The sequence below is a fragment of the Nonomuraea sp. NPDC048892 genome (assembly GCF_040649735.1).
GTDB lineage: Bacteria > Actinomycetota > Actinomycetes > Streptosporangiales > Streptosporangiaceae > Nonomuraea > Nonomuraea maheshkhaliensis.
On sequence record NZ_JBEZFZ010000003.1, the window covers coordinates 304,016 to 329,601 of the forward strand.

21 protein-coding genes are annotated in these 25,586 nt (G+C 72.3%); 9 read left to right on the top strand and 12 right to left on the bottom strand.

The features are described 5' to 3' along the window. Window positions 1–96: 96 nt before the first annotated feature. Complete coding sequence (locus AB0C28_RS11105; protein WP_357844519.1) at window positions 97–1,209, top strand: LacI family DNA-binding transcriptional regulator; 1,113 nt, start codon at window positions 97–99, stop codon at window positions 1,207–1,209. 69 nt (window positions 1,210–1,278) lie between these two features. Here the strand turns inward: AB0C28_RS11105 and AB0C28_RS11110 are convergent, their stop codons facing one another. The 10 genes from AB0C28_RS11110 to AB0C28_RS11155 all read right to left on the bottom strand — a co-directional run bounded on the left by AB0C28_RS11110 (window position 1,279) and on the right by AB0C28_RS11155 (window position 11,970). Continuing rightward, window positions 1,279–1,695 (bottom strand): hypothetical protein, encoded by a 417-nt coding sequence (locus tag AB0C28_RS11110; RefSeq protein ID WP_357844516.1) that lies wholly within the window; start codon window positions 1,693–1,695, stop codon window positions 1,279–1,281. Between the two features lie 77 nt (window positions 1,696–1,772). Further along, window positions 1,773–2,198, bottom strand: coding sequence for a hypothetical protein (locus tag AB0C28_RS11115; protein WP_357844513.1), 426 nt, complete (start codon window positions 2,196–2,198; stop codon window positions 1,773–1,775). A 96-nt stretch (window positions 2,199–2,294) separates the two neighbouring features. Then, window positions 2,295–3,296 (bottom strand): hypothetical protein, encoded by a 1,002-nt coding sequence (locus AB0C28_RS11120; protein ID WP_357844510.1) that lies wholly within the window; start codon window positions 3,294–3,296, stop codon window positions 2,295–2,297. A gap of 68 nt (window positions 3,297–3,364) precedes the next feature. Then, window positions 3,365–5,725, bottom strand: a complete 2,361-nt coding sequence (gene cutA, locus AB0C28_RS11125; protein WP_358073741.1) for an aerobic carbon-monoxide dehydrogenase large subunit — start codon at window positions 5,723–5,725, stop codon at window positions 3,365–3,367. Then, window positions 5,722–6,201 carry a (2Fe-2S)-binding protein gene (locus AB0C28_RS11130; RefSeq protein WP_357844504.1) on the bottom strand — a complete coding sequence of 160 codons (480 nt, stop codon included), beginning with the start codon at window positions 6,199–6,201 and terminating at the stop codon, window positions 5,722–5,724. The genes cutA and AB0C28_RS11130 overlap by 4 nt, the downstream gene beginning before the upstream one ends. Next, entirely contained in the window at window positions 6,191–7,057 is an 867-nt protein-coding gene (locus tag AB0C28_RS11135; RefSeq protein WP_358073743.1) for an FAD binding domain-containing protein, read from the bottom strand. The genes AB0C28_RS11130 and AB0C28_RS11135 overlap by 11 nt, the downstream gene beginning before the upstream one ends. Further along, a complete protein-coding gene (locus tag AB0C28_RS11140; RefSeq protein ID WP_357844498.1) occupies window positions 7,054–8,466 on the bottom strand; it encodes a solute carrier family 23 protein in 1,413 nt (470 codons plus the stop codon). Before AB0C28_RS11140 ends, AB0C28_RS11135 begins: the two co-directional genes overlap by 4 nt. A 211-nt stretch (window positions 8,467–8,677) precedes the next feature. Next, the gene (locus AB0C28_RS11145) at window positions 8,678–10,000 is read right to left on the bottom strand and encodes a solute carrier family 23 protein (RefSeq protein WP_357844495.1); all 1,323 of its coding nucleotides are present in this window, start codon (window positions 9,998–10,000) and stop codon (window positions 8,678–8,680) included. 142 nt (window positions 10,001–10,142) lie between these two features. Next, a complete protein-coding gene (locus AB0C28_RS11150; protein WP_357844493.1) occupies window positions 10,143–10,346 on the bottom strand; it encodes an RNA-binding S4 domain-containing protein in 204 nt (67 codons plus the stop codon). A gap of 22 nt (window positions 10,347–10,368) precedes the next feature. Beyond that, window positions 10,369–11,970, bottom strand: a complete 1,602-nt coding sequence (locus AB0C28_RS11155; protein WP_346111616.1) for a PucR family transcriptional regulator ligand-binding domain-containing protein — start codon at window positions 11,968–11,970, stop codon at window positions 10,369–10,371. A gap of 130 nt (window positions 11,971–12,100) precedes the next feature. Here AB0C28_RS11155 and AB0C28_RS11160 point away from each other — a divergent pair, with 130 nt between their 5' ends. From AB0C28_RS11160 to AB0C28_RS11195, 8 genes are all read left to right on the top strand, one after another. After that, window positions 12,101–12,955 (top strand): DUF2877 domain-containing protein, encoded by an 855-nt coding sequence (locus tag AB0C28_RS11160; RefSeq protein ID WP_357844489.1) that lies wholly within the window; start codon window positions 12,101–12,103, stop codon window positions 12,953–12,955. Beyond that, entirely contained in the window at window positions 12,952–14,310 is a 1,359-nt protein-coding gene (locus tag AB0C28_RS11165; protein ID WP_358073745.1) for an FdrA family protein, read from the top strand. Before AB0C28_RS11160 ends, AB0C28_RS11165 begins: the two co-directional genes overlap by 4 nt. Continuing rightward, window positions 14,307–15,686, top strand: a complete 1,380-nt coding sequence (locus AB0C28_RS11170) for a DUF1116 domain-containing protein (protein ID WP_358073747.1) — start codon at window positions 14,307–14,309, stop codon at window positions 15,684–15,686. Before AB0C28_RS11165 ends, AB0C28_RS11170 begins: the two co-directional genes overlap by 4 nt. A 256-nt stretch (window positions 15,687–15,942) precedes the next feature. After that, window positions 15,943–18,093, top strand: coding sequence for a protein kinase (locus AB0C28_RS11175; protein WP_358073749.1), 2,151 nt, complete (start codon window positions 15,943–15,945; stop codon window positions 18,091–18,093). Between the two features lie 41 nt (window positions 18,094–18,134). Further along, window positions 18,135–18,707: a TetR/AcrR family transcriptional regulator gene (locus AB0C28_RS11180; RefSeq protein ID WP_358073751.1), complete on the top strand. Its 573-nt coding sequence runs from the start codon at window positions 18,135–18,137 to the stop codon at window positions 18,705–18,707. 52 nt (window positions 18,708–18,759) lie between these two features. Beyond that, a complete protein-coding gene (locus AB0C28_RS11185; protein ID WP_358073754.1) occupies window positions 18,760–20,055 on the top strand; it encodes an MFS transporter in 1,296 nt (431 codons plus the stop codon). Further along, window positions 20,052–20,879, top strand: a complete 828-nt coding sequence (locus AB0C28_RS11190) for an MOSC N-terminal beta barrel domain-containing protein (protein WP_357844472.1) — start codon at window positions 20,052–20,054, stop codon at window positions 20,877–20,879. The genes AB0C28_RS11185 and AB0C28_RS11190 overlap by 4 nt, the downstream gene beginning before the upstream one ends. Window positions 20,880–20,959: 80 nt before the next feature. Further along, window positions 20,960–22,237, top strand: coding sequence for an MFS transporter (locus AB0C28_RS11195; RefSeq protein ID WP_358073757.1), 1,278 nt, complete (start codon window positions 20,960–20,962; stop codon window positions 22,235–22,237). A gap of 13 nt (window positions 22,238–22,250) precedes the next feature. On the opposite strand, the gene AB0C28_RS11200 is transcribed toward AB0C28_RS11195, so the two are convergent. Both AB0C28_RS11200 and AB0C28_RS11205 read right to left on the bottom strand, forming a co-directional pair. Further along, window positions 22,251–23,753, bottom strand: a complete 1,503-nt coding sequence (locus AB0C28_RS11200) for a bifunctional 3'-5' exonuclease/DNA polymerase (protein ID WP_358074414.1) — start codon at window positions 23,751–23,753, stop codon at window positions 22,251–22,253. 207 nt (window positions 23,754–23,960) lie between these two features. Beyond that, entirely contained in the window at window positions 23,961–25,172 is a 1,212-nt protein-coding gene (locus AB0C28_RS11205; RefSeq protein WP_357844466.1) for a metallophosphoesterase, read from the bottom strand. Between the last annotated feature and the right edge of the window lie 414 nt (window positions 25,173–25,586).

The window sequence follows — 25,586 nt, forward strand, 5'->3', positions numbered from 1 at the left end:
AGACCCCCGTCAGAAGAGGCGAGCGAAAGCGCTTTCGTAAGCGCTTTCGGTTACGATTACACGGGATCTCGCCCCATACAAGGGGGTACGCACCGCATGGCAGAACGCCCTTCCCCGCGGCCTTCCCCACCCGACGCCCTTGTTGGCCCTCGCACGGCCGCCCCGCCTGGCGCGCTTCCCGGCGATCTGCCCGGTCCGCCGCGCCTGATCGACGTGGCCAGGGCGGCCGGGGTGTCGCTGGCCACCGCCTCGCGGGCGATGACCGGCAGCGCCGGGGTGAGCCCCCGGGTCGCCGCGCACGTGCAGGCCATCGCCGCCCAGGTGGGGTACGTGCCCAACAGCCACGCGCGGGCGCTGGCCGGCGGGCAGGCGTCCATGGTCGGGCTGGTCGTGCACGACGTGGGCGACCCGTACTTCGGCGAGATCGCGCGGGGCGTGCTGCGCGAGACGGACAGCCGCGGCTACCTGGCGCTGATCAGCCAGACCGAGCGCGACCCGCGCGCCGAGCTGGCCAGGATCCGCGCGCTGCGGGCGCACCGGGTGACCTCGATCGTGCTGGCCGGCTCGGGCTACGTGGACGCGCGCACCGAGACCGACATCGCGGCCGAGCTGCGCTCGTTCACCGCGGCGGGCGGGCGGGTCGCGGTGATCGGCCGGCACCACCTGCCGGTGGACGCGGTGCTGCCCGACAACGCCGCCGGCGGCGCGACCCTCATGCGTCACCTGCTCGACCTGGGCCACCGCCGGCTCGGCGTGCTCGGCGGCCCGGCCAACCTGACCACGGTCGAGGACCGGCTGGCCGGGCTGCGCACCGCGTACGGGGCGGCAGGGCTCGACTGGGCGTCGGTGCCGGTCGTGCACGGGGACTTCACCCGCGAAGGCGGCGCGGCGGCCACGGCCCGGCTGGTGCGCGCCCACCCTGAGCTGACGGCGGTGGTCGCGCTCAACGACCCGATGGCGGTGGGTGCGCTGTCGTGGCTGCTCAACCACGGGCGGCGGGTGCCGGAGGAGATCTCGGTGGCCGGGTTCGACGACGTGCCGGTGGCCAGGGACGTCTACCCGGCGCTGACCACGGTCAGGCTGCCCATGGTCGGCATGGGCAGGCAGGCCCTGGAGCTGGTGCTCAAGCCGCCCGCCACCCGGCCGCGCCGCCGCCGTACCCGGCACGAGCTGGTCGTCAGAGCCTCCACGGCCGCACCGCGCCCCTGAGAGAGAGTCGGGTGCGGTACGGAAACGCGCCGGCCACCGGATTCACGGTCCGGTGGCTGGAAGCGTGCGTCAGCCGACGACCTTCATCTGCTTCGTCCGGTGGTCGGTGAGGTGCAGGTCGCCGCCGAGCCGTTCCTTGAGCAGGTCGAGCACCTTGCGGCTGGACAGGACCGTCCAGAGGTTGCCCACCAGGTGCGGGTTGTACTCGGGAGCTGCGTCCATCCAGGCGTCCTTGCCTGACTGGCTGGCGAACGTCGTGACGAAGAACTCGCCGTCCGGTGTCCGGCAGAAACCCGTACGGATCTCGGCGGCGTCGACCTGCATGCGAGGCGTGCAGCCGACCTTGGCGGAGATCTGCTCGACCGTGAGCGGCGCGGCGACGGCCAGCTTGCCGGCGGACGCGACGTAGCCGCCGCTCCCTGAGGAGCAGCCGGCGACCAGCGCCGCCAGCAGCGCGACAGCGGTCAGGCGGGGAATTGTCGTCATGAGCGGGGGTACGCGGCCCTTCCTACCTCGGTTCAGACTCATACCGTCCGGATATTCGGCCGGTTATCCGGGCCCGGCTACTTCGGCGCAGGCGTCTTGGAGACCCGGTGGTCGGTCAGGTGCAGGTCGCCGTTGAGCGGGCCCTTGATCGTCTCAAGCACCTGCAACGGCCCCAGCACGGTCCACTTGGGTCCGACCAGATGGGGGTTGTACTCGGGAGCCCGGTCCATCCACTCGTCCTTGAGCTTCTCCGTCTTGAACGTGTTGACGAAGAACTCACCGTCCTGGGTCTTGCAGTACGCCGTACGGACCTCGTCGGCGTCGACCTGCATCTTGGGCTTGCAGCCGACCTTCTCGGAGATCTGCTCGATCGTGAGCGGAGCGGGGTTGGGGGGCTGGTTCTTGCCTGCTGCGACGTAGTCGCTCCAGCCGCCCCCTGAGGAACAGCCGGCGACCAGTCCGGCCAGCAGCGCGAAAGCGGCCAGACGTGGAAATGTCGTCATGTGCGAGGGTACGCAGGCCCGCCCGGCGCGGTTCACCACCGGACGACACCGGTTCGCCATCGGTTCGCCACGGGTACGCCGCCGGGCACTCCAGACTCACCTCAGCACGACGCACCCGCGCGCTTCGAGCCGGGCCAGCACCTGCGGCTCGCCGTCCAGCTTGTTCCACCGCAGATCGAGTTTCTCCAGGTCAGGCAGAGTGTCCGGAAGCTCGCGCAGCCGGTTGTTACGCAGGTCGAGCTGCTTCAGCCCGGCGGGCAGCGACTCCGGCAGCCGGCCGAGCCGGTTGTCGCGGAGGTCGAGCACCTTCAGACCTTCCGGCAGCCGCCCGGGCAGCTCCCGCAGCCGGTTGCCCTGGAGATGCAGCTCGCGCAGCCGGGGCAGATCGCCGATCGTGTCCGGCAGGGACTCCAGCCGGTTGCCGTAGAGCCGCAGCTCCACCAGCGACGCCATGGAGCCGAGCGAGGCGGGCAGGCGGGTGAGCCGGTTGTCGGTCAGGTTGAGGTAGGCCAGCCGGTCGAGCCGCCCGATCGACTCCGGCACCTCGGTGAACAGGTTGTCGCTGAGGTAGAGGTAGTCGGTCAGCGGCAGGTCGCCGAGCTCGGCCGGGATCTCGGTGAGCCGGTTGTGGCCGAGGTCGAGCATGCGCAGCCGGGACAGGGCGCCGATGCCCGCGGGAAGCTCGGTGAGCGCGTTCTGGGCCACGTTGAGCGATTCGAGGCCGGTCAGCTTCCAGAGCGTGTCCGGGAGCGTGGTGAGGCCGTTCGCGCCCGCGGCCAGGTGCCTGAGCGTCGCGGGCAGCCTGTCGGGGAGCTCGGCGAGGCGGTTGCCGTACAGGAAGAGGCTCTCCAGGCGCGGCGGGCAGGCGGGGAAGGACGTCAGCGCGTTGCCGTCGAGGTGGAGCGCGCGCAGCGTGGTCAGCCCGGACAGGTCGGGCAGCGTGCGCAGGCCGTTGCCGTCGAGGCGCAGCTCCTCCAGCGCGGCGAGCCCGGCCACCCGTTCCGGCACCTCGGCGATCTCGTTCCAGGCCAGGTCGATCAGGCGGACGTCATCGGGCACGTCGGGAAAGACGGTCAGACCGGAGTCGGGGGCACGCATGCCGCCGATCATCCCACCCCGATGAGCGCATGCCGCTCATCTCGTCGGCACATCTCGTCGGCGCAGGCTCACCGGCCGTGGCGCCGCCTCGCCTCGAACAGCTCGGACGGCGAGATCGGCATGCGGTCGATCGCGAAGCCCTCGGCGTCCTCGATCGCCGAGGCGATGACGGCCGAGACGGGGATCACGCCGGCCTCGCCCGCGCCCTTGATGCCGAGCGGGTTGAGCGGCGACGGCGTCTCCAGGTGGTCGGTCTCGACGCGCGGGACCTCGGTGGCGTACGGCATCAGGAAGTCCATGAAGGAGGCGTTGACGAGCTGGCCGTGCTGGTCGTAGACCATGCGCTCGTAGAGGGCGCCGCCGATGCCCTGGGCGACGCCGCCGTGGATCTGCCCCTCGACGATCATGGGGTTGATCAGCCGGCCGCAGTCGTGCACGACCGCGTACCGCACGACCTTGATCTCGGCGGTGTCGGGGTCGGTCTCGACGATCGCGGCGTGCATGCCGGCCGCGAACGTGGACCTGATCGGCGAGTAGTAGTCGCGCCCCTCCAGCCCCGGTTCCTCGCCCTCGGCCACCGGCGGCCGGTCGGGTGAGGCCGTGCCGGAGAACTGGGTGGCCTTGGCCGTCTCCTCGTCGAAGGCGTACCGCAGCGGGTTGGCCAGCACCGCGACCGTGGACAGCGGGATGGACGCGGAGGGCGTGCCGGCCACGTGCACGAGGCCGTCGGCGATGTCGAGGTCGGCCGGGTCGGCCTCCAGGGCGTCGGCGGCGATGCGCAGCGCCTTCTCGCGCACCTTACGGCAGGCCAGGGCGATGGCGTTGCCGCTGACCACGGCCGCGCGCGAGGCGAACGTGCCGACCGCGTACCCGAACCTGCGGGTGTCGCCGGTGACCACGCTGACGCGCTCGATGGGCACGCCCAGCTCGGTCGCCGCGATCTGGGCGAAGGCCGTCTCGTGGCCCTGTCCCTGCGAGGTGAGGCCGGTGGAGACGTGCACCCGGCCGTCGGAGGTGATCTGCACGTGCCCGCCCTCGTACGGGCCGACGCCGGTGCCCTCGACGTAGCAGCCGATCCCGATGCCCCTGCCGGGACGCCGTTCGAAGGAGTCCCAGCCGATGAGCTCCTTGATCATGCGGAGCATCTCGGGGTAGTCGCCGCTGTCGTAGATGAGCGGCCGACCGTCCTGGAAGATCATCCCCTGGTCGTACGGGAACTCCTCGGGGCGGATGAAGTTGGCCTCCCTGACGGCGGTGCGGTCCTTGCCCAGATGATGGGCGATCTTGTCCATCGTGCGTTCCATGCAGAACACGCCCTGCGGCCGCCCGGCCCCCCGGTAGGGGGTGACCTGCACGGTGTTGGTGTAGACGGCGGTGAACTCGACCCGGTAGGCGCCCACCCGGTACGGCCCCAGCAGCTGCGTGGAGGTGACGATCGGCACGATGATCCCGTACGGCGTGTAGGCGCCGTGATCGTGCAGGATCGTGACGTCCAGTCCCAGAACGCGCCCTTCGTCGTCGAACCCCACCCGCACGTGCTGCACCTGCGCCCGCTCGTGCGCGGAGGAGATGAAGTGCTCGCGCCGGTCCTCGGCCCACTTGACCTCGCGCCCAAGCGTCATCGCCGCCCAGGGGACGAGCACCTCCTCCGGCCACGGGTGCACGATCTTGACCCCGAAGCCGCCGCCCACGTCGGGCGCGATCACCTCGACGTGGGGCAGCGGCAGGCCGAGCGTGGCGGCCACCGCCATGCGGACGCTGGTGGAGGTCTGGGTGCTGGAGTAGACGCGCAGGTCGCGGCCGTCCCAGCGGGCGTACACGCCGCGGCCCTCCAGCGGCATGCTGGCGCTGCGCTCGATGTCGAGCCGGAAGTCCAGCGTGTGCGGCGCGGCTTCGATCGCCTCCCTGGCGCCGTGCCCGCCGGGCAACGCGACCTCCTGGACGAGGTGCGCGCCGACGTTGCCCGGCACGTCCTCGTGCACGAGCTGGGCCCCGTGAACCGCCTCCTCCAGGCCGACGACCGGCTTGAGCAGCTCGTAGTCGACCTCGATGAGCGCGCAGGCGTCCTCGGCGGCGTACCGGTCGGCGGCCACCACCATGACCACCGGCTCGCCGACGTGCCTGACGACCTCCTTGGCCAGCGGATAGGCGGTGCGCCCGTGGGTGAGCGCCGGGTGCGGGATGAGCAGCGGCAGCGCCCGGCCGACCCGTTCGGGCAGGTCCTCCCAGGTGTAGACGGCGACGAGGCCCTCCACGTCGAGCGCGGGGCCGACGTCGATGTCGCGGATGCGGGCGTGGGCGTGCGGCGAGCGCACGAACGCCGCCGCCAGCGCCTCCCGGCCCAGGTCGTCGAGGTAGCGCCCCTGCCCGGTGAGCAGCCGCGGATCCTCGCGCCGCTGGACGGGCTCGCCGAACAGCTTCGTCGTCATGCTTCCTCCGCCTGCAGCTCGGCGGCCCGGTGGACGGCCTTGACGATGTTCTGGTAGCCGGTGCAGCGGCACAGGTTGCCGGAGATGCCCTCGATCACCTCGTCGTCCGTCGGGACCGGATTGTCGGCCAGCAGGGCCGTCACCGTGCACAGGAAGCCCGGCGTGCAGAACCCGCACTGCAGCCCGTGGCACTCGGCGAAGGCCCGCTGCACCGCCGAGAGCCGGCCGTCGCTCCCGGCCAGCCCCTCGACGGTGGTGATCTCGGCCCCGTCCACGGTCACGGCGAACGTCAGGCACGAACGCACCGGCCGGCCTTCGAGCAGCACCGTGCAGCAGCCGCAGACTCCGTGCTCGCAGCCCACGTGGGTGCCGGTCAGGCCGAGGTCGTGGCGCAGGCAGTCGGACAGCAGGCGGCGCGCGGGGACGCGGACCCGCCTGGGGGTGCCGTTCACGACGAGGGTGATCTCATGCTCCACGGGCCGCCGCCCCTTCCCGCGCCGCGTTCCGCAGCGCCCGCTCGGCCAGCACGCCCACCAGGTGACCGCGATAGGCGGCCGTGGCGTGGATGTCCTCTTCCGGATCGGTCGCCTCGCGTACGAGGGCCGCCGCCGCCTTCCAGTCGGCCCGCTCCACGGGCCCCACGTCGCCCAGGTCGACCACGACGGGCCCGGCGCCGACTCCGACGCAGGCGGCCCGCGCGCGGGCCGTGCCGTCCGCCCCGACCGTGACGACCGCGCACACGCCCGCCAGCGCGTAGTCGCCGTGCCTGCGGCTCACCTCCTCGAACGCGGCGCCGCTCCCCTCCGGCAGCGCCGGGAAGAACGCCGACACGGCCAGCTCGTCCGGGCGCAGCGCCGACTCCATGGGGCCGACGAAGAACTCCTCCGCCGGCACCTCCCGCAGCACGGGCCCGCCGTTCGCCGTCTCCCAGCGGGCCGCGAGCACGCTGCCGCGCAGCACGGCCAGCACGGCGGGCAGCTCGGCCGCCGGGTCGGCGTGCACGAGGCTGCCCACCACCGTGCCCCGGTTGCGGATCACGGGGTGGGCGACCAGCTTGAGCGCGCGGGTGAGCAGCGGATGGGCCATGGCCCGCTCGACCTCGGCGTGCCTGGCCAGCGCGCCCACCTTCACCCCCTCCGGGGTGACCTCGGTCGCGCCGAGCCCGTGGACGCGGTTGATGTCCACGAGGTGGGCGGGCGCCGCCAGCCGCATGTTGAGCATCGGGATGAGGCTCTGGCCGCCGGCCAGCACCTTGCCGTCCACCTCGGCGAGGGTCCGCAGCGCCCCGCTGAGGTCGCGGGGCGCGTGGTACTCGAAGGGCGGCGGCTTCACCCGGCCTCGCTCCTGGCGGGCTCGGGACTGCGGCCGGCGATGGCGCGCAGCAGGTGGTATCCGCCCAGCACCACGATCGTGCCGAGCGCGATGCCCTCAAGGGTGAAGTCTCCGCCGATGAAGTGGCTCACAGGTCCGATGGCCAGGATGATGCCCGCTCCGGTCGGAACCATGTTCACAGGATCGGCGAAGTCCACCTTGTTCTCGATCCAGATCTTCGCGCCGAGCAGGCCGATCATGCCGTAAAGGATCACGGTCACGCCGCCGAGCACGCCGCCGGGCGTGGCCGCGACCAGCGCCCCGAACTTCGGGCAGAGGCCGAACAGGATCGCGATGATCCCGGCGATGTAGTAGGCGGCCGTCGAGTAGACCTTGGTGGCCGCCATCACGCCGATGTTCTCGGCGTACGTGGTCGTCGGCGATCCGCCGACGGCACTGGTCAGCACGGTCGCGACGCCGTCGGCCGTCACCGCCCGCCCCACGTACGGGTCCAGGTCCGTGCCGGTCATCTCCCCCACGGCCTTCACATGCCCGATGTTCTCCGCGATCAACGCGATCACGGCGGGAAGGACCAGCAGCACGGCCGAGGTCTTGAAGTCGGGCGCGTGGAAGCTGGGCAGCCCGAACCAGGGCGCGGAGGACACGGCGTCGAAGCTGACCCGGTCGTGCGGGAAGGCCGTCGCCACGCAGTACGTGCCCTCCGCTGGGCAGGCCGCCCCCGCCGCGTCACGCAGGTTGGCCCCCGGCAGCACCGACGTGACCGGTCCCGCGGTGATGTCCAGCAGCCACGACAGGACGAACCCGGCGACCAGCCCGATCAGCACGCCAACGCGGCCGATGAACCCCTTGAACGCCACGATCACCACGAACGTGATGACCATCGTGACGAGCGCCATCCAGTGGTCCTGCGGCCAGTAGACGTCCGCCACCACGAACGCCAGCCCGAACCCGATCAGCATCACCACCGCGCCGGTGACCACGGGCGGGAAGACGCGGTGGATGATGTCCACGCCGAGGAAGTGGATGGCCAGCCCGGCCAGCGCCAGCACGAACCCGGCGACCAGGATCGCGCCGGTCACGACGGCGTCCGCGCCCGCCGTGTCGCCGCCGGCGGCGGCCCTGATGGCGAACACGCCGCCCACGAAGGACGCGCTGGTGCCCAGGTAGCTGGGCACCTTTCCCTTCACGATCAGCAGGAACAGGATCGTCGCGACGCCCGACATCATCACGGCGACGTTCGGGTCCAGCCCCATCACCAGGGGGAACACGAACGTCGCGCCGAACATCGCGATCACGTGCTGCGCCCCGAACCCCACCATCCGGGGCCAGCTCAGTCTTTCGTCGGGTTTGACCACCTCGCCCGGGGCGAGGTGTTTGCCGTCACCGTGTCTGGTCCATCCCACAACCATGCGAGCCCCTCTTGTACTGGGCGGTTGGGCCGGCGGCACGCTCCGCTTGCGGGCACATTAGGCCCGACGGCACGCGCCTACACGGGCATGATCTGCCAAATCTGACCGGCAGACCAGGGTGAACCTCGCGCACATGAGAAGTGTCGGCGTGTGAGGGGGGCTCGCAGGGGCTCGCGGTGGCGTGTGGGGGACCGACACGCGGGGGACCGGCCTACTGGCGGTCGTCCTGCCGGCGGGTGACGCGCAGCAGGTGGTACCCGGCCAGCAGCACGATGGTGCCCAGCGCGATCCCGCTCAGCGCGAACGTGCCGGTGATCGGCAGCGCGACGGGCCCGATGGCGCAGATGATCCCGGCCCCGACGGGCACCAGATTGACCGGGTCCGACAGGTTCACCCGGTTCTCGATCCAGATCTTGGCGCCGAGCAGGCCGATCATGCCGTACAGGATGGTCGTGACGCCGCCCAGCACACCGCCGGGGGTCGCCGCGACGAGCGCCCCGAACTTGGGACAGAGCCCGAACAGGATCGCGATGACGGCCGCGATGTAGTAGGCGGCCGTCGAGTACACCCGGGTGGCCGCCATGACCCCGATGTTCTCAGCGTACGTCGTGGTCGCGGGACCGCCGACGGACGTGGCCACGACCGTGCCGACACCGTCGGCCATGACCGCCCGCCCCATGTAGGCGTCCACGTCGGCCCCGGTCATCTCCCCCACGGCCTTGACGTGCCCCACGTTCTCGGCGATCAGCGCGATCACCACGGGCAGAACCAGCACGATCGCCGACACCTCGAACACGGGCCCGTGCAGCGACGGCAGCCCGATCCAGTCGGCCTGCGCGACGCCCTCCAGGTTCACCCGGAAGTGCTCGGTGACCCGCCCGCTGTCGTCCGGCGCCAGGATCCGGCCGCCGACGAGGTCCCATCCCCACGACAGCACGAACCCGAACACGAGCCCGAGCAGCACCCCGATCCGGCCCAGGAAGCCGCGGAACACCCCGATGAACACAAACGTGGCCGCCATCGTCAGCAGCGCCACCCACGGGTCCTTGGGCCAGTAGACGTCCGCCGCCACGTACGCCATCCCGAACCCGATCAGCATCACCACGCCGCCGGTGACGATCGGCGGGAAGACCCGGTGGATCACGCCCACGCCCAGCCGGTGGATCGCGTACCCGCACAGGGCCAGCACGACGCCCACGACCAGCAGCGCCCCGGTGACGGTCGCGTCGCCGCCCCCGGCCGCCCTGATCGCCACCACGGCCCCGACGAAGGACGCGCTCGACCCCACGTAGCTCGGGATCTTGCCCTTCACGATCAGCAGGAACAGGATCGTCGCCACGCCGGACATCATCACGGCCAGGTTGGCGTCGAGCCCCATGACGAGCGGGAACACGAAGGTCGCGCCGAACATGGCGATGACGTGCTGCGCCCCGATCCCGACCATCCTGGGCCAGCTCAGGCGCTCGTCCGGCTTGACCACCTCACCCGGCGTCAGGCGCTTCCCATCGCCGTGCACCTTCCACCCGAACGCCACGCCCGCACCCCGATCTCCCGCCTGACCAGCGGATTCGTCTCCCTGACTCATGTCGGAGAGCACAATAAGGGGTGCGCGTTCAGTTCCAGTACGCCGGGCTGCCCGCTCGGTGCGTTTCCGGCGCGCCCGATGTCCGCCGCGTTCACTCCACCCGGATCGAGAAGCCTTCCCCGCTCACGACCTGCCCCGCCCGGATCTTGGCTCGCTTGCGCAGCTCGACTTCCCCGTCCACCGAGACCATCCCCTCGGCGATGAGGTGTTTGGCCATGCCGCCCGTCTCCGTGATCCCGCAGTACTTCAGCAGGTCGCACAGCGGGATGTAGTCAGAGCGCAGTTCGAAGTCCACGACGCCCCAGCCTAGACGCAGGCTAGATGCCCCGCATGCGCAGCACGTGCAGCGCCAGGGTCAGGTTGAGCCGCAGGTGGGGGTCGTCGGTGAAGTTGCCGAGCAGCCGTTCCAGCTTGCCGATCCGGTAGCGGAGCGTGTTGTAGTGGAAGTGCAGCCGCCGCGCCGTCTCGGCCACGTTCAGGTTGGTCTCCAGCAGCACCTGGAGGGTGCGCCGCAGGTCGGCGTTCTCGGCGTCGTCGTCGGAGGCCAGCGGCCCGAGCGTCTCCCGTACGAACGCGTGCAGTTCGTCGGTGTCGTTGACCAGCGACAGCAGCCGGTACACGCCGAGCTGGTCGAAGTGGGCAACGGCTCCGGGCCCGTGCAGCTGCCGGCCGACCCTGGCCGCCTTGAGCGCCTGCGAGTACGCCTCCGGCAGCGTCGCCGCCCCGGGGCTGGGCCGGGAGGTGCCGGTGGAGAAGGTGGCGGGCGGCACGTCGGCGAAGGCCGAGGCGGCGTCCTTGGCCACCCTGGCGGCGTCGATGCCGGCGTCCACCACGGCCACCACCTCGTGGGAGAACCCGGCCACCGCGCCGCGCGGGTCGTGCCGCCTGATCGCGGCCGTCCAGCAGGACACCAGCCGGTCCTGGGCACTGCGCTCGTCGCCGTCCGGGTCCAGCTCGGCCACCAGGACGGTCACCGTACGCGCCAGGTCCCAGCCGAACGCCCTGGCCCTGGCCGTGATCCGCTCGGCGGTGCCGGCCCGGCCGGTGAGCACGTCGCGCAGGAAGTCGGCCCGGTACTTGCTCTCGACGGCGTTGACCGCCTCCTGCCGGGTGACGACGAGCGCGGCGACGGTGGCGGCACGTTCCAGGATGCCGACGTCGCTGGTGCTGATCGCCCCCGACGGGCTGTAAGCGACGATCCTGCCGTGGTGGTGGCCGCCGGCCAGGACGGGCACCGAGGCGAAAGAGCGCACCCGGCCGCCCGCGGGCGAGAGCGGCGGGCCCTCGCGGGAGATCGACTCGCGCAGCACCTTCACGTGCTCGGCGGCCCCGGCGGTGGCCAGCACGCCGCCCGAGCCGTCCACGGCCGCCACCGACACGTCGAGCAGCTGGGCCACCTCGGCGGCGACCTCGTTCAGCCCGCCCCCGGCCAGCACCACCTGCACCAGCGCCCGGTGGGCCTCCTCCGCCCTGGCCAGCACGGCGGCCTGGCGGTTGAGGATGTCGGTCAGCACCTGGTTGAGGATGTCGTCGAAGCCGACGTCGTTCGGCAGCAGGATGAGGGGGAAGCCGAGCCGGTCGGCCTGCTCGACCATCTCGTCGGGCAGTTCGTCCACGTACCGGCCGAGTTTGATGGCCAGCGCGGCCAGGCCGCGCTCGTCCAGGTCGGCGACCAGCCGGCCGAGCGACTGGGGGGTGTTGCGCAGCGGGTAGCCGGTGGTGAGCAGCAGCTCGTGCGGTTTGACCCAGGCCAGGATGTCGGGCACTTCCATGACGTTGAGCCGCTGCACGATGCGGCCCAGCCCGCTCTCCCCCGCGATCAGCCGGGCGTCGGCGAGGGTGGACACGCCGAGCACCTCGCCGACGGACACGCCGTGGATGATCGTGCCGGTGCTGGCGAGACGGACGGGGGGCTCCATGCAGAGATTGTGAACCCACAAGCGGTCTGTCAGGAAGAGCCAACCTTCCCGCTGACTGTTGGCAAATTTACCCGTACGGAGGGTTCACCGGCCGTTCTACGGTCAGGACCAAGGTCGGTTGGGAGGTCTGGTGACCGTCAGTACTCATGCTCGGCGTACCCGCGTCCACGTGTCCGGCGCGGCCAGTACGGCGGTGCGCCCTGTCCTCGAGTCCCAGCGGCGCCCGGCCCGGGTGCTGGCCGCGTTCCCCGCGGGCGTGTACCTGGAGGTCAGGACCGATCTGGAGCCGTCCGTGATCGCCGTGATCACCGGCGAGGCCACCCGGCTGCCCAATTCCGTGCTGCTGTCGACGCCGCTGCCCCATCTCACGGTGGGTGACGAGGCGACGGTGGGCGACCGCACGATCGATCTGGGGCCGCTGAGCCTGAGCGTACGGCGATGGTGGGATCCCGCCCCGCCTCTGGGACGGCTCGATCCGGCCCGCCTGGCGGACGCGGAGGCCGCACTGGCCGATCCGCCGGGCGCCGGGCTGGCCGGCGACGAGGCGGTGGAGCTGCTCGCCGACAGCTGCGCCAAGGGCTGGCTGCTGGGCGCGGTGACGGCGGCGGAGCGGCTGGTCGGGCTCGGGCCGGGGCTGACGCCTAGCGGCGACGACGTGCTGGCCGGGCTGCTGGTGACGCTGCGGCACCTGGGCCGAGCTGCGCGGGCCGAGCGGCCGGTGTGGCTGGCCGGCTGGCTGGCGGCGACCGTCACGTTCGACGCGCGGACGCGGACGACGCCGCTGTCCGCCACGCTCCTGCACTGCGCGGCCAGGGGCGAGGCCAGCCCCGAGGTGATCGCGGTGCTGCGCGGCATCGCGGGCAGACAGGCGCTCGAACCGGCCCTGCGCCGGCTGCACCGGCTCGGCCACACCTCGGGCGCCGACCTGGCCCAGGGCGTCGCGATCGGCGTGCGGGCCGTGCGGTCGCTGAGCGGGGCCCGATGAACGGCCTGCCCCAGGCGGTGCTCGTACGGAGAGGGACCTACCACGACTCGGTGACGCTGATGCGGGTCAGCCGGGCGCTGTCGGAGCTGCCCGGCGTGCACGCGGCCATGGTCGCCATGGCGACCGAGCTCAACGTGTCAATCCTGCGGGAGATGGGCTTCGGCGTGCCGGAGGCGGAGCCGGGCGACCTCGTGATCGCCGTACGGGCGCGCGACACGGACGCGGCGGTCGAGGAGGCCGACCGGCAGCTGACCGCGGCGCCCCGGCCCGGGGAGACCTCCGACGAGCAGCCGCCGCTGACCACCCGCTCGGCCGCCGCGCGCGGCCCCGCCGATCTCGTCCTGGTCTCGACCCCGGGCGAGTACGCCTTCTTCGAGGCCCTCGACGCCGTCGAGGCCGGCCTGAACGTGATGATCTTCAGCGACGGCGTCCCCGTCGAGCGGGAGCGCCTGCTCAAGGAGTGGGCCGAGGCGAAAGACGTCCTGGTCATGGGCCCCGACTGCGGCACCTCCGTGATCGCGGGCGCGGGCCTGGGCTTCGCGAACGTCCTGACGCCCGGCCCCGTCGGCGTGGTCGCCGCGTCGGGCACCGGCGCGCAGCAGGTGACGTGCCTGCTCGACCGGGCCGGCACCGGCGTGAGCCACGTGCTCGGCGTGGGCGGCAGGGACCTGTCGGCCGAGGTGGGCGGGCTGTCGGCGCGGCGGGCGCTGCGCCTGCTCGACGACGACCCGGGCACCGAGCTGATCGTGCTGATCTCCAAGCCGCCTGCCCCCGAGGTGGCGCGGGCCATCGAGGAGTTGCCGCTGCGCACGCCCGTGGTGCGGGCCCTGCTCGGGCCGGGCGCGCCCGATCTGACGGAGGCGGCCGAGCAGGCGCTGCGCGCGCTCGGCCGGCCCGTCCCCGAGTGGCCGTCCTGGCCCGCCTGGCGCGGCGGCCGGGCCACACCGGAACGGATCAAGGGTCTGTACGCCGGCGGCACCCTGAGCGTGGAGGCCGCGGCGGTGGCCGGCGCCGGGGACTCCGGTGACTTCGTCGACTTCGGTGATGACGCCTACACCAGGGGCAGGGCGCATCCGATGATCGATCCCGCGCTGCGCGTGGAGGCGCTGGGGCGGGCCGAGGCGACGGACGTGGTGCTCATGGACGTCGTCCTGGGCCACGGCGCCGACCCCGATCCGGCCGCCTCGCTCGCCCATCCGATCGCCCGCAGCCCCGCCACCGTCGTGGTCGCCCTGATCGGCACCGAGGGCGATCCGCAGGACCTGCACCGCCAGGCGGGCGCCTTCCGCGAGGCGGGCGCGGCCGTCTTCCTGTCCAACGCCCAGGCCGCCCGCCACGCCAGGAGCCTCCTTTGACCTCTTTGCTCGACGCCCCGCCCCGGGTGATCACCGTCGGCGCGGGGCTGCTGGACGAGGCGCTGCGGGCGCAGGCCGTGCCGACGACGCCGGTCGCCTGGCGCCCGCCGCTGCCCGGCACCGCGGAAGACCTGGCCACGGCGCTGGCCGACCCGCGCAGGCACGAGGCGAACGAGCGGGCCGTGGCCCGGCTCGTCTCCGCCCGCCCGCACCTGGTGGGCGTGCGGCGCGCGTCCGAGGTGCTCGGCGAGGGCGTGTTCCTGCACGCGGGCCCGCCGATCACCTGGGAGCGCGCGTCGGGCCCGATGCGCGGCGCGCTGATCGGCGCGATGCTGCTGGAGGACCTGGCGGCCGACGAGCGCGACGCCGCCGACCGGCTCGCGGCGGGCGCGGTCGAGCTCCGCCCGTGCCACGAGCACGCCGCCGTCGGCCCGATGGCGGGCGTGGTGAGCCCGTCCATGTGGCTGTTCGAGGTACGCGACGACGAGCACGGCGGCACCGCGTACTGCTCGCTGAACGAGGGCCTGGGCAAGGTCCTGCGTTACGGCGCGTACGGGCCCGAGGTGCTGGAGCGGCTGCGCTGGATGGACGCGGTGCTCGGCCCGTCACTGGCGGGCGCGCTTGAGCGTACGGGCCCGATCGACCTGCGCTGGCTGATGGCGCAGGCCCTGCAGATGGGCGACGATCTGCACAACCGCAACCGCGCCGCCACCTCGCTGCTGCTGCGCGAGCTGGCCCCCGCCGTGGTCGAGGCCGCCCCGTCCGACGCCGCGGCGGTGCTCCGCTTCATCCACGGCAACGACCACTTCTTCCTCAACGCCGGCATGGCCGCGGCCAAGGCGGCCACGGACGCGGCCCGCGACGTCCCCGGCTCGTCCCTGGTCGTCGCCATGGCGCGGAACGGCACCGACTTCGGCATCCAGGTGTCGGGGCTGGGCGGGCGCTGGTTCACCGGGCCCGCGGGCGTGCCCGACGGGCTCTACCTCGGCTCGTACGGCCCCGCCGACGCCAACCCGGACATCGGCGACTCCACGATCACGGAGACGTCGGGGGTGGGCGGGTTCGCGATGGCGGCGTCACCGGCGATCGTGCGGTTCGTCGGCGGCGAGGTGGCGGCCGCGGTGCGGGCCACCCGTTCCATGTACGAGATCACGCTGGCCGAACATCCCGCCTTCCAGATTCCCGGCCTCGGTTTCCGCGGCACGCCGGTCGGCATCGACGTCACCCTCGTGGCGCGGACGGGCCTGCTGCCCGTGGTCAACACGGGAATCGCGGGCCGGGTCGCCGGGACGGGGCAGGTCGGGGCGGGGCTGGTCGAGCCGCCGGTGGAGGCGTTCACCAGCGCGCTGCACGCGCTGGCCGAGGCGATTAAGTGATCCTTTTTGATATCCGACATATCACCACGTCGGAACTCATGTAAGGCAACATCACCTTCCCTTGCGCATTCGCCGCCGATATCGTAACCATCCTCATAATCTGCAAGTAGCGTGGAAACGCACGTGACGGATGAGGCGAGATGGGGGCGGGAACATGGCAGCCGACCGCTTGCTCAGCGGGCCCGGCTCAGAGGGAGGTGCCACGGGGGGCGCTTCGCAGAGCCAGGGACGCCTGATCGGCAGGCGCTACCGACTGATGTCGCCCGTCGGCAGAGGCGGCATGGGCATGGTGTGGCACGCTCATGACGTGCTGCTCGACCGGGACGTGGCGGTCAAGGAGCTGATCCTCCCCTACGGTCTCGACCACGCCGGCAAGCAGGTCGCCCACCGGCGCATGCTGCGCGAGGCCAGGTCGGCCGCGCGGCTGACGCATCCCGGCATCGTGACCGTTCACGACGTCGTCGAGGAGGACGGCCGCCCCTGGATCGTGATGGAGCTGGTCCGGGCCTGGTCCCTGGAGCAGGCCGTACGCCAGAGCGGGCCGCTGCCGGTGATCCAGGCCGCCGAGATCGGCATCCGGGTGCTCGACGCGGTGCGGCACGCGCACGCCGCCGGGATCCTGCACCGCGACATCAAGCCGGGCAACGTGCTGCTCACCTCGGACCGGGTGGTGCTGACCGACTTCGGCATCGCGGCCATCGAGGGCGACGTCACGATCACGCAGACCGGGCTGCTCATGGGCTCGCCCGCGTACATCCCGCCTGAGCGCCTGTCCGGCCAGCCGATCACGCAGGCGGCAGACCTGTGGTCGTTCGGCGCCACCCTGTACGCCGCAGTCGAGGGCCGCCCGCCCTACGAGGGGCCCGACCCGGTCGCGGTGCTCGGCTCCGTGCTCACCCAGGACCCGATCACGCCGCAGCGGGCCGGCTCGCTGCTGCCGGTGATCGAGGGGCTGCTGCTCAAGGACCCGGCGCGACGGCTGACCTCGGCCCAGGTCATCGAGATGCTGGAGGCGGTGCTGCGCGCGCACGGCGCCCCGCGCCCCCGTGCGCCGGAGACGCTGCCCAGCCAGTCCGACCCCACTCCCGCGGGGCTGCTGCCGCCGCTGGAGACCCCGTCGGGGCCGATGCCCTCACGGATCGTGGAGACGCCCTCGGGTCCGGTACGCGTGCCGTACGACCCGCAGGGCAACCCGTCCGGCGGCTACTCGATGCCGCCCTACGAGGGTCTGACGAGCCCGTCGGCCGGCCACCGTACCGACCAGCTGCCGCAGTTGCCGCGCACGCCCGGCGCCCCCGGCGCCCCTTCCGGCCCGCGTCCCGGCACGTACGACTCGCTCGCGAGCAACTCGGGCGGGTACGACTCCCTGGCGAGCTCCTCCGGCCCCTACGACTCCTTGGCAAGCAACTCGGGCCCGTACGACTCCCTGGCGAGCAACTCGTACGACTCCTTCGCGAGCTCCTCCGGCCCGTACGACTCGCTCGCGAGCACGTCGGGCCCGGCCGGGATGCCCTTCGGCGCTCCCCCCGGACCCAGGCAGGGCCGGCACCCGGACGACGACCTGGACAGCCCGGCCTGGCCGCGTCCCCAGCCGATCCTGCCGCTGACCAGCGACAGCCGTACCTCCGGCGCCACCCCCTGGCCGCTGGCCTCGCCCGACGACCTGCGCGAGCAGTCGCGCGGCCTGTCGCGCGACATCGGCCGCGACCGCCTGACCACGCTGCCCAGCGCCACCCCGCGCGCGGGCAAGAGCCGGCGCAGGAGCGACGAGGACGACGGCCCCTGGGTGCGCGACGGCCGGCCCACCCCGCTGACGATCATCGGCTCCCTGCTGGCGCTGACCGTCGTGACGGGCGCCGTGCTGATCATCCTGACCGGCGGATCGCCGACGGCGCCCCCCGCGACGACCGCCGTCGCCACGGGCGCCGCCACGTCGGGCGTCTCGCCCCTGAAGGCGGACGAGGGGCCGTCCAGCGCGCCCGAGGGGTACACGATGCACACGGGCGCCGGTTTCGCCGCCGCCGCGCCCGCGAGCTGGAAGCCTGGCGACGACGGCGACAGGTCCACCTTCACCGGGCCGAAGGACTCCGGGATGCGGATCGTCGTGGAGAAGGCCACGCCGCAGTCCGACGGCGGGCTGACGGCGCTGGGCCGGCAGGAGGCGGACGGCGGGCTGGAGAGCTACATCCAGGTGCAGCTCCAGAGCGTGGACTACCGCGACTGGCAGGCCGCCGACTGGGAGTACACCTACACCACGCCCAGCGGTGTCCCCATGCACGCGCTGACCAGGTACGTCTCGATCGACAAGAAGGCCGCGTTCAAGATCACGTTCGATCTGCCCGAGCTCAAGTGGGACGACCAGGCCGGCACCCGTGAGGTGTTCCTGAACACGTTCCGGCAGGCCTGACGTATTGCACTGACCATTCCAAAACGGGTAGCGTGCCTCTCGTGGCACGACCGAGGAAGTTCGAGGAGACACGGGCGGTCGAGGCGGCCATGCGCGCGTTCTGGGACGCGGGCTACGAGGCCACCTCGACACAAGACCTGTGCGCCGCGACCGGCCTCGGGCGCAGCAGCATCTACAACACCTTCGCGAGCAAGCACGACCTGTTCGAGAAGGCGCTGCGGCACTACACGGGCTGGCGCAACGCGGAGTTCGCCGAGCTGATGGCGAGCGAAGTGCCGGTCAAGGAGAAGATCAAGACGCTGCTGTGGTGGTCGGTCGACCCCGACCCCGACGAACCGGCCGGCTGCCTGGTGATCAACACGCTGGTCGAGCTGGCCCCGCACGACCCGCACATCGCCGACCTGCTGCGCCGCGACACCGACCTCCGGGTCCAGGCCATCAGGTCCGCCCTCGAGACCGCCCGGCTGCGCGGCGAGATCGGCGCTGACAAGGACCCGCTGGCCCTGGCCCACTTCGTCACCGCCACGATCAACGGCCTGGGAGTGGCCAACAGGGGCGGGGCGAGCCGGGCCGCGCTCGAGTCGATCGCGAACGTCGCGCTGGGCGCGATCTGATTTTCTGCTGCCCTTGTTTTGTACTGATCAATCTAAAATTGAGGAGGTCGCCATGCCGTTGGCGGTCTACATCCTGGGACTCTCCATCTTCGCCCAGGGCACGTCCGAGCTGATGCTGGCCGGGCTGATCCCCGTGCTGTCCGAGGATCTGGGCGTCTCCGTGCCGGAGGCGGGGCTGCTGATCTCGGCGTTCGCGTTGGGGATGCTGGTGGGCGCGCCGGTGCTGGCCATCGCCACCTCGCGCTGGCCGCGCCGTACGGTGCTGCTGGCGTTCACCGCGATCTTCGTGCTCACCCACGTCGTCGCCGCGCTGACGTCGAGCTACGGCGTGCTGTTCGCCACCCGCGTTGCAGGAGCCTTCGTGTACGCGGGCTTCTGGGCCGTGGCGGCGAGCACCGCGATCGGCCTGGTGCCCGTCAACGCCCGGGCCAAGGCGATGAGCGTGCTGGCCGGCGGGCTGACGGTGGCGACCGTGCTCGGCCTGTCCGCCGGGACGATGATCGGCCAGCACCTGGGCTGGCGGGCGGCCTTCTGGACGGTCGCCGCGATGTCGGCCCTGGCCGGAATCGGCGTCTTCGTCACCATCCCGGGCGGCCGCCCGCAGCCCGCCACGAAGCAGCCCGCGACGCCGGGCGCCGCTCCGGGCACGGCTCCCGGCACGGTTTCGGACGCCGCTCACAACGACGCCTCTGATGCCGCTCCCGGCCCGGCCTCCGGGATCGTCGCCGAGTTGCGGGTGCTGGCCCGGCCCGCGCTCTGGCTGGCGTACGCGACCACCGCCATCACCACGGCCGCTCTCCTGGCCTCGTTCAGCTACCTGAGCGCCCTGCTCATCAGCACCACCGGCCTGGACGCCGCCTGGGTGCCCGCCGTCCTCGCCCTGTACGGCGTGGGCTCGCTGATCGGCATCACCATCGGCGGCCGGATCGCCGACGCCCGCCCCTTCCCCCTCCTGTACGCCGGCATCACCGGCGTCATCCTGACCTCGGCCGCCCTGGCCGCCTCCGCGACCACGGCCCTGATCGCCATCCCGCTGATCTTCCTGCTCGGCGCGTTCGGCTTCGGCACCAACCCCGCGCTGAACGCCCGCCCCTTCGCCCTGGCCAGGAACGCCCCCACGCTGGCCGCGGCGGTGAACGTCTCCGCCTTCAACGTCGGCATCACCGTGGGCCCCTGGCTGGGCGGCCTGGCCATCGGGGCGGGCCTCGGCTACGCCTCGGTGGCCTGGATCGGCGCGGCGATCGGGGTGGTGGCCCTGGCCGCCGTGGTGCTCGCCGCGGCGCTGCACCGCCGGGTTCCGGTCACGCCGGAAACCGCCGGGGCAGGTCCGATACGGTCGGCCGTATGAGGCTGGCGAGCATCTCCTTCTATCCCGTCAAGTCCACGGCCGGACATGAGGTCACCACGGCCGAGGTGGAGCCGTGGGGCCTGGCGGGCGACCGGCGCTACCTCGTCACCGGCGCGAACGGCGAGGTCCTCACCGCCCGCGTGGAGCCGCGCCTGCTGGCCTGCGTCGCCCGCCTCGACGGCGACGCGCTCACCCTGACGGGGCCGCACGCTCCGCCGCTTCCGGTCTCGCCCGCCACGTGGCGTTCCACCGTGCAGGTGTGGGCCACCCGGGTCGAGCTGACCGACTGCGGCGACGCGGCGGCGGAGTGGCTGAGCGCGCTGGTGGGGCGGCCGGTCCGGCTCAAGTGGCTGGACGACCCCACGCGGCGCCCCGTCAATCCCGCCTACGGCCGCCCCGGCGACCGGGTGAGCCTGGCCGACGGCTATCCCCTGCTGCTCACCTCGGCCGCCTCGCTCGCCCGGCTCAACGACTGGATCGCCGAGACGGCCCTGGAGCGGGGCGAGGAGCCGCCCGCGCCGCTGCCCATGCGCCGGTTCCGGCCGAACGTCGTGATCGACGGGGCGATCGACGGGGTGACGGAGCCGTTCGCCGAGGACGAGTGGAAGCGGCTGCGCATCGGCGAGGTGGAGTTCCGGGTGACCAAGCGGTGCGACCGCTGCGTGATGACCACGGTCGACACCTCCACGTTCACCAAGGGCGTGGAGCCCATCAGGACGCTGGCCCGGTTCCGCCGATGGGAGGGGAAGGTCTGGTTCGGCGTCAACCTGATCCCGGACGGGCCCGGCCGGCTCGCCACGGGTGACCCCGTCACCGTTTTCTAACGAAAAATGCCGCTTTCCCGATAGAAATTCATTCACCGTCCTTTTTGGGGCGATGTTAGGGGTTATGCGAGACTTCACGGGTGACGAGTGCCCCCACGAAGCCCGCAGTCTCCTCAACTGACCGGATCACCCGCGTCCAGCGGCGCACCCTGATGGTGCTCTCGGCGGCGCAGATCGTGGGCGGGGTGGGGGTGGCCGTCGGGCTCGCGCTCAGCTCGGTCGTCGTCGACGAACTGTCCGGCTCCACGGTGATCAGCGGCTTCGCCGGCACGGCCACCGTGCTCGGCGCGGCGCTGCTGGCCCTGCCCACGGCCAGGGCGTCGGGTCAGGGCGGGCGCCGGGCGGGGCTGTCGCTGGCGTACCTGGCGGCGCTGGCCGGGTGCGCGATCTCGGTGCTGGCGATCAGCCTGCGCGCGTGGCCGCTGCTGCTGGCCGGGCTGGTCCTGGTGGGCGGCGGCAGCGCGGCCAGCCTGGCCTCCCGCTACTCCGCCACGGACCTGTCGCCCAAGGACCGCTCGGCCCGGCACCTGTCACTGGTCGTCTGGGCCTCCACGATCGGCTCCGTGGCCGGTCCGAACCTGGCCAAGCCCGCCGACCAGATCGGCATGCGGCTCGGGCTGGTGGAGAAGGCGGGGCCGTTCGCGTTCGCGGCGCTGGCCTTCGCGCTGGCGCTCGTCGTCGTCATCGGCTTCCTCCGCCCCGACCCGCTCAAGCTGGCCCGCGAGCTGAACGGCACCGGCGACCCGGGGCCCGGCCGTAACCGGACGATCAGGACCGCGTGGCTGACCCTGCGCACGACCCCGATGGCCCGCCGCGCCCTGGTCATGATCGCGGTCAGCCACACGGCGATGGTCTCCGTCATGTCCATGACTCCGGTCAAACTTCACCACGACGGCTCGAACCTGGACGTCATCGGCCTCGTGATCAGCCTGCACATCGCCGGCATGTACGTGCTGTCGCCCGTCGTCGGCTGGCTGGCCGACAAGGCGGGCAAGGTGCCGGTGCTGGTGCTCGGCATGGCGCTGCTGCTGAGCGCCGCCGCGCTGGCCGGCACGGCCGGGCACCGGGTGTGGCAGGTCACGGCGGCGCTGGTGCTGCTCGGCCTCGGCTGGTCCTGCGGCCTGGTGGCCGGCTCCGCGCTGGTCTCGGAGTCGGTCCCGCTGGAGGGCCGCCCCGCGGTCCAGGGCCTGTCGGACCTGCTCATGAACGTCTGCGGCGCCACCGGGACGATCGTCGCCGGGGCGATCGTCGGCATGCTGGGCTACGGCATGCTGGGCCTGGTCGTGGGCATCATGGTCGCCGCCGCAGGCCTGTGGCTCACCGCCGTCTGGCGCCGCCCTGCCCCCGATCCCGCCTGACCCCACCCGGGGGTTATTTGGCGTCCGCGTAGGAGGAGACCGCCACCGCCTCCATCGGGAACCGTACCGGCGTCTGCCCGAACAGCAGCCGGCTCGCCTCGGCCGCGGACTCGGTCACCGCCGCCATCACCTCCGCCGCCTGCTCCGCCGGGCAGTGCACCATCACCTCGTCATGCTGGAAGAACACCAGCCTGGCCGGCTCGGGCAGCCGCCCCCGCAGCACCGCCAGCAGCGCCAGGGCCCACTCCGCCGCCGTGCCCTGCACCACGAAGTTGCGGGTGAAGCGCCCCCTGTCTCTGGCCGCGCGCCCGCCCTCGGGCCCGGACACCAGCTCCTTCCACCGCGCCGACGGCGGCGGGCTGGTGCGGCCCAGCCAGGAGCGGACGATCCGGCCCTCCTCCCCGGCCTTCGCCGCGTCCTCCACGAACTGGTACGCCTTCGGGAAGCGCTGGCGCATCACGGCCAGCAGTTTGGAGGCGTCGCCGCTGGTGCCGCCGTACATGGCGGAGAGCATCGCGATCTTGGCGTTGTCGCGCTCGCCCCCGAACGCCTGCGCCAGCGCGGAGTAGAGGTCGATCTCGCCCGCCGCCCTGGCCAGCCCCACGTCGCCGGCCATCGCGGCGAGCACCCTGGGCTCCAGCTGCGCCGCGTCGGCGACGACGAGCACCCAGCCTTCGTCGGCCATCACCACGCGCCGCATCACCTTGGGGATCTGCAGCGCCCCTCCCCCGCTGGTGGCCCACCGCCCGGACACGACCCCGCCCACCACGTATTCGGGCCTGAACCGCCCGCCGCGCACCCACTGGTCGGCCCACGCCCACCCGTGCGCGCTGAACAGCCGCGCCAGCTCCTTGTAGGCCAGCAGCGGCGTGACCGCCGGATGGTCGATCCGCTTCAGCTCCCACGACCTGGTCGTCTTCAGCTCCACCCCCGCGCCCTTGAACGCCTTGACCAGCTGCTGCACCGAGTCGGGGTTGACCGGCTGGCCGAACGCCGCCGCCACCTCGCCGGCCAGCGCCTGCAGCTTGGCCGGGCGCATGCCGTGGACGGGACGCGGCCCGAGCAGCTCGGTCAGCAACGCGTCGTGCACGTCGCGGCGCCAGGGCATGCCCGCCTGCGTCATCTCGGCCGCCACCAGCGCGCCCGCCGACTCGGCCGCCACCAGCAGCCGGAATCTGCCCGGCTCGGGCAGCGCCGCGATCCTGGCGAGCTGGCCGGCCAGCACCTCGGCCACCGCCTCCGCGCCGAGCGGCTCGGGCGCGAACAGCGTGCCGGGCGCGTTCGGCTGCTCATCCGGCACGGGCAGGCCGTGCAGCCTGGCGTGGGCGGCCCTGGCCGAGCTGGGCTCGCCGTAGCGGCCCTCGGCGGCCAGCAGCAGCCCCTCGGTGAGGGCGAGGTCGTGGCAGCGTGCCACCCGCACGCCGCTCTCCAGCAGCGGCGGGTACGCCTCCCGCGTGTCGGCCCACACCCACCGGGGCCCCTGGGCCGCCTCGATCTCACGCACGGCTTCGGCCATCCCGCTGGGGGGACCGTCGGCGGGAAGCCCCGACGTGTCCCCGACCGGCAGCAGCCTCTCCCCCGCGACCACGACGTGCACGAGGTCAAGAGTGCCAAACGCCTCCGACAGAAAGCCCGCCAGGTGCCCGCCAGGTGCCCGCCAGGTGCCCGTCGCGTGCCCGTCGCGTGCCCGTCGCGTGCCCGTCGCGTGCCCGTCAGGTGCCCATCAGACGGTCAGCGGGATGCGCACCTCGTCCTCCAGCGGCGGGTCCAGCTCCTGCCCCAGGCACCCCGTGGCCCCGAAGCACCGCAGGGTGAGCTCTTCACCGGTCACCGTGACGTGCAGGAACTGCTTGAAGAACGGCGGCGTGTCCCAGTCGGACAGCTCGGACAGGAACCGGTGGAACACCTTGTCCACCGGCAGCCGCAGCGGCCACGGCCAGGCCCCGAGCAGCCGGGCCGCCCACCGCATCCGCTGGGTGATCCGCACGGGCCCGGCCATGGTCCTGACCGGCTCGTTCCCGACGTGCTCCGACGTGATGCAGGCCGCCTCGGACGGCGTCAGGTAGAGCCACCTCATCCGCAGCCGCTTGGCGTAGAGCTGGCTGTAGAAGGACAGCGAGTCGCCGCGCAGCGGGTAGCACCTGAAGTCGTCCTCGTGCACGCCGGCCACGTCCACCCGGCCGATGATGTGAGTGGCGTGCATGAACGCGCCGCCGCCGCCCGTCACGACGTACTGGATCACCCTGCCGTCGTCCAGCCTGACCGGGTAGCGCTGGTAGTTGTGCACGTCGCCGCCGATGGCCGCGACGTACCGGTGCGCCGGGTCGCGCACGATGTCGTCGATCGTCCCGCCGCCCTCCAGCCGCGACGGCTTGTAGACGTTGCCGGTGTAGATCGGCTTGCCGGTGACGAGGATCTTCGGCCGCGGGTCGCGCGAGACGCGCCGCAGCCACTCGGTCTGGGCCCGGTCGATCACGTTGCGGATGCCGGTGTCGACGCCCACGACGAGCAGGCTGTCGCTCTCGATCACCCAGTACGGTCCCGGCTGCGCCGCCGGCGGGCTCGCCTGCTGCGACGGCCTGCCCCGCAGCGTGCGCGCCTCGGCCAGAGCGGCCTCGTCGATCGTCTCCGGCTTGCGCCACAGCAGCCCGCGCAGCCCCCGGTCCGGCTTCGGCTTCAGCGGCGGCGCGTCGCAGAAGACCCGCATGAAGCCGCCGAGCCCGTCGTACCAGTCGTGGTTGCCGGGGATGGCGTAGATCGGGGCGTCATAGGCCTGGTACGGACGGAAGAACTTGTCGCCGTATTCGTTGCCCGATCCCGTCGGATAGATCACATCGCTGGCGATGACCGCGAAGGACGTCTTTTCCCCGATTTTCAGCAGGCCCGGAACAACGGCGTACTGCGATGCGTCTCCCTCACCCGTATCGCCCAGCAACAGGAAAGTGAAATCTCCCCCTACCGGCGGCTTGATGCGAAATTCCTGGTCAATCCCCCGCGCTTCCTGCGCCTCAACCCAGCGCGCGCGGACCTGTCCTGAAGGATCACCGAACAAGCCCGCCAGGATCTCGTTGCGCGAGAGCCAGAGCGTTCGTAAATTGAGCCAGGAAAAACCACGGCGGTCCGGTCTGAGCTGCGCGAACGTCCCCGTCTGCGCACAGGCCCATCCGGCGCCCTCCTCAGAGATCCGGGACGACGACTGCTTTCCTCGTTCGGCCGCAACTTCCACCATGACCACATCTTTACGGTGATCTACCATTCGCGCATCCTGAACGCTCCGTACCGTAAGGAACACACAAGGTGCGCAATGGTGTAGCCTCACCCCCCAAGCAAGCGGTTGGGACCGCCCAGG

Excerpts from the sequence above, each read along its gene's own strand:
- AB0C28_RS11155 (WP_346111616.1), bottom strand. The coding sequence starts at position 11,970 with ATGGAGCCCCCCGTCCGTCTCGCCAGCACCGGCACGATCATCCACGGC.
- AB0C28_RS11110 (WP_357844516.1), bottom strand. The coding sequence starts at position 1,695 with ATGACGACAATTCCCCGCCTGACCGCTGTCGCGCTGCTGGCGGCGCTG.
- AB0C28_RS11105 (WP_357844519.1), top strand. The coding sequence starts at position 97 with ATGGCAGAACGCCCTTCCCCGCGGCCTTCCCCACCCGACGCCCTTGTT.
- AB0C28_RS11120 (WP_357844510.1), bottom strand. The coding sequence starts at position 3,296 with ATGCGTGCCCCCGACTCCGGTCTGACCGTCTTTCCCGACGTGCCCGAT.
- AB0C28_RS11200 (WP_358074414.1), bottom strand. The coding sequence starts at position 23,753 with ATGGCCGAAGCCGTGCGTGAGATCGAGGCGGCCCAGGGGCCCCGGTGG.
- AB0C28_RS11190 (WP_357844472.1), top strand. The coding sequence starts at position 20,052 with ATGAGGCTGGCGAGCATCTCCTTCTATCCCGTCAAGTCCACGGCCGGA.
- cutA (WP_358073741.1), bottom strand. The coding sequence starts at position 5,725 with ATGACGACGAAGCTGTTCGGCGAGCCCGTCCAGCGGCGCGAGGATCCG.
- AB0C28_RS11175 (WP_358073749.1), top strand. The coding sequence starts at position 15,943 with ATGTCGCCCGTCGGCAGAGGCGGCATGGGCATGGTGTGGCACGCTCAT.
- AB0C28_RS11115 (WP_357844513.1), bottom strand. The coding sequence starts at position 2,198 with ATGACGACATTTCCACGTCTGGCCGCTTTCGCGCTGCTGGCCGGACTG.
- AB0C28_RS11140 (WP_357844498.1), bottom strand. The coding sequence starts at position 8,466 with ATGGTTGTGGGATGGACCAGACACGGTGACGGCAAACACCTCGCCCCG.
- AB0C28_RS11185 (WP_358073754.1), top strand. The coding sequence starts at position 18,760 with ATGCCGTTGGCGGTCTACATCCTGGGACTCTCCATCTTCGCCCAGGGC.
- AB0C28_RS11165 (WP_358073745.1), top strand. The coding sequence starts at position 12,952 with ATGAACGGCCTGCCCCAGGCGGTGCTCGTACGGAGAGGGACCTACCAC.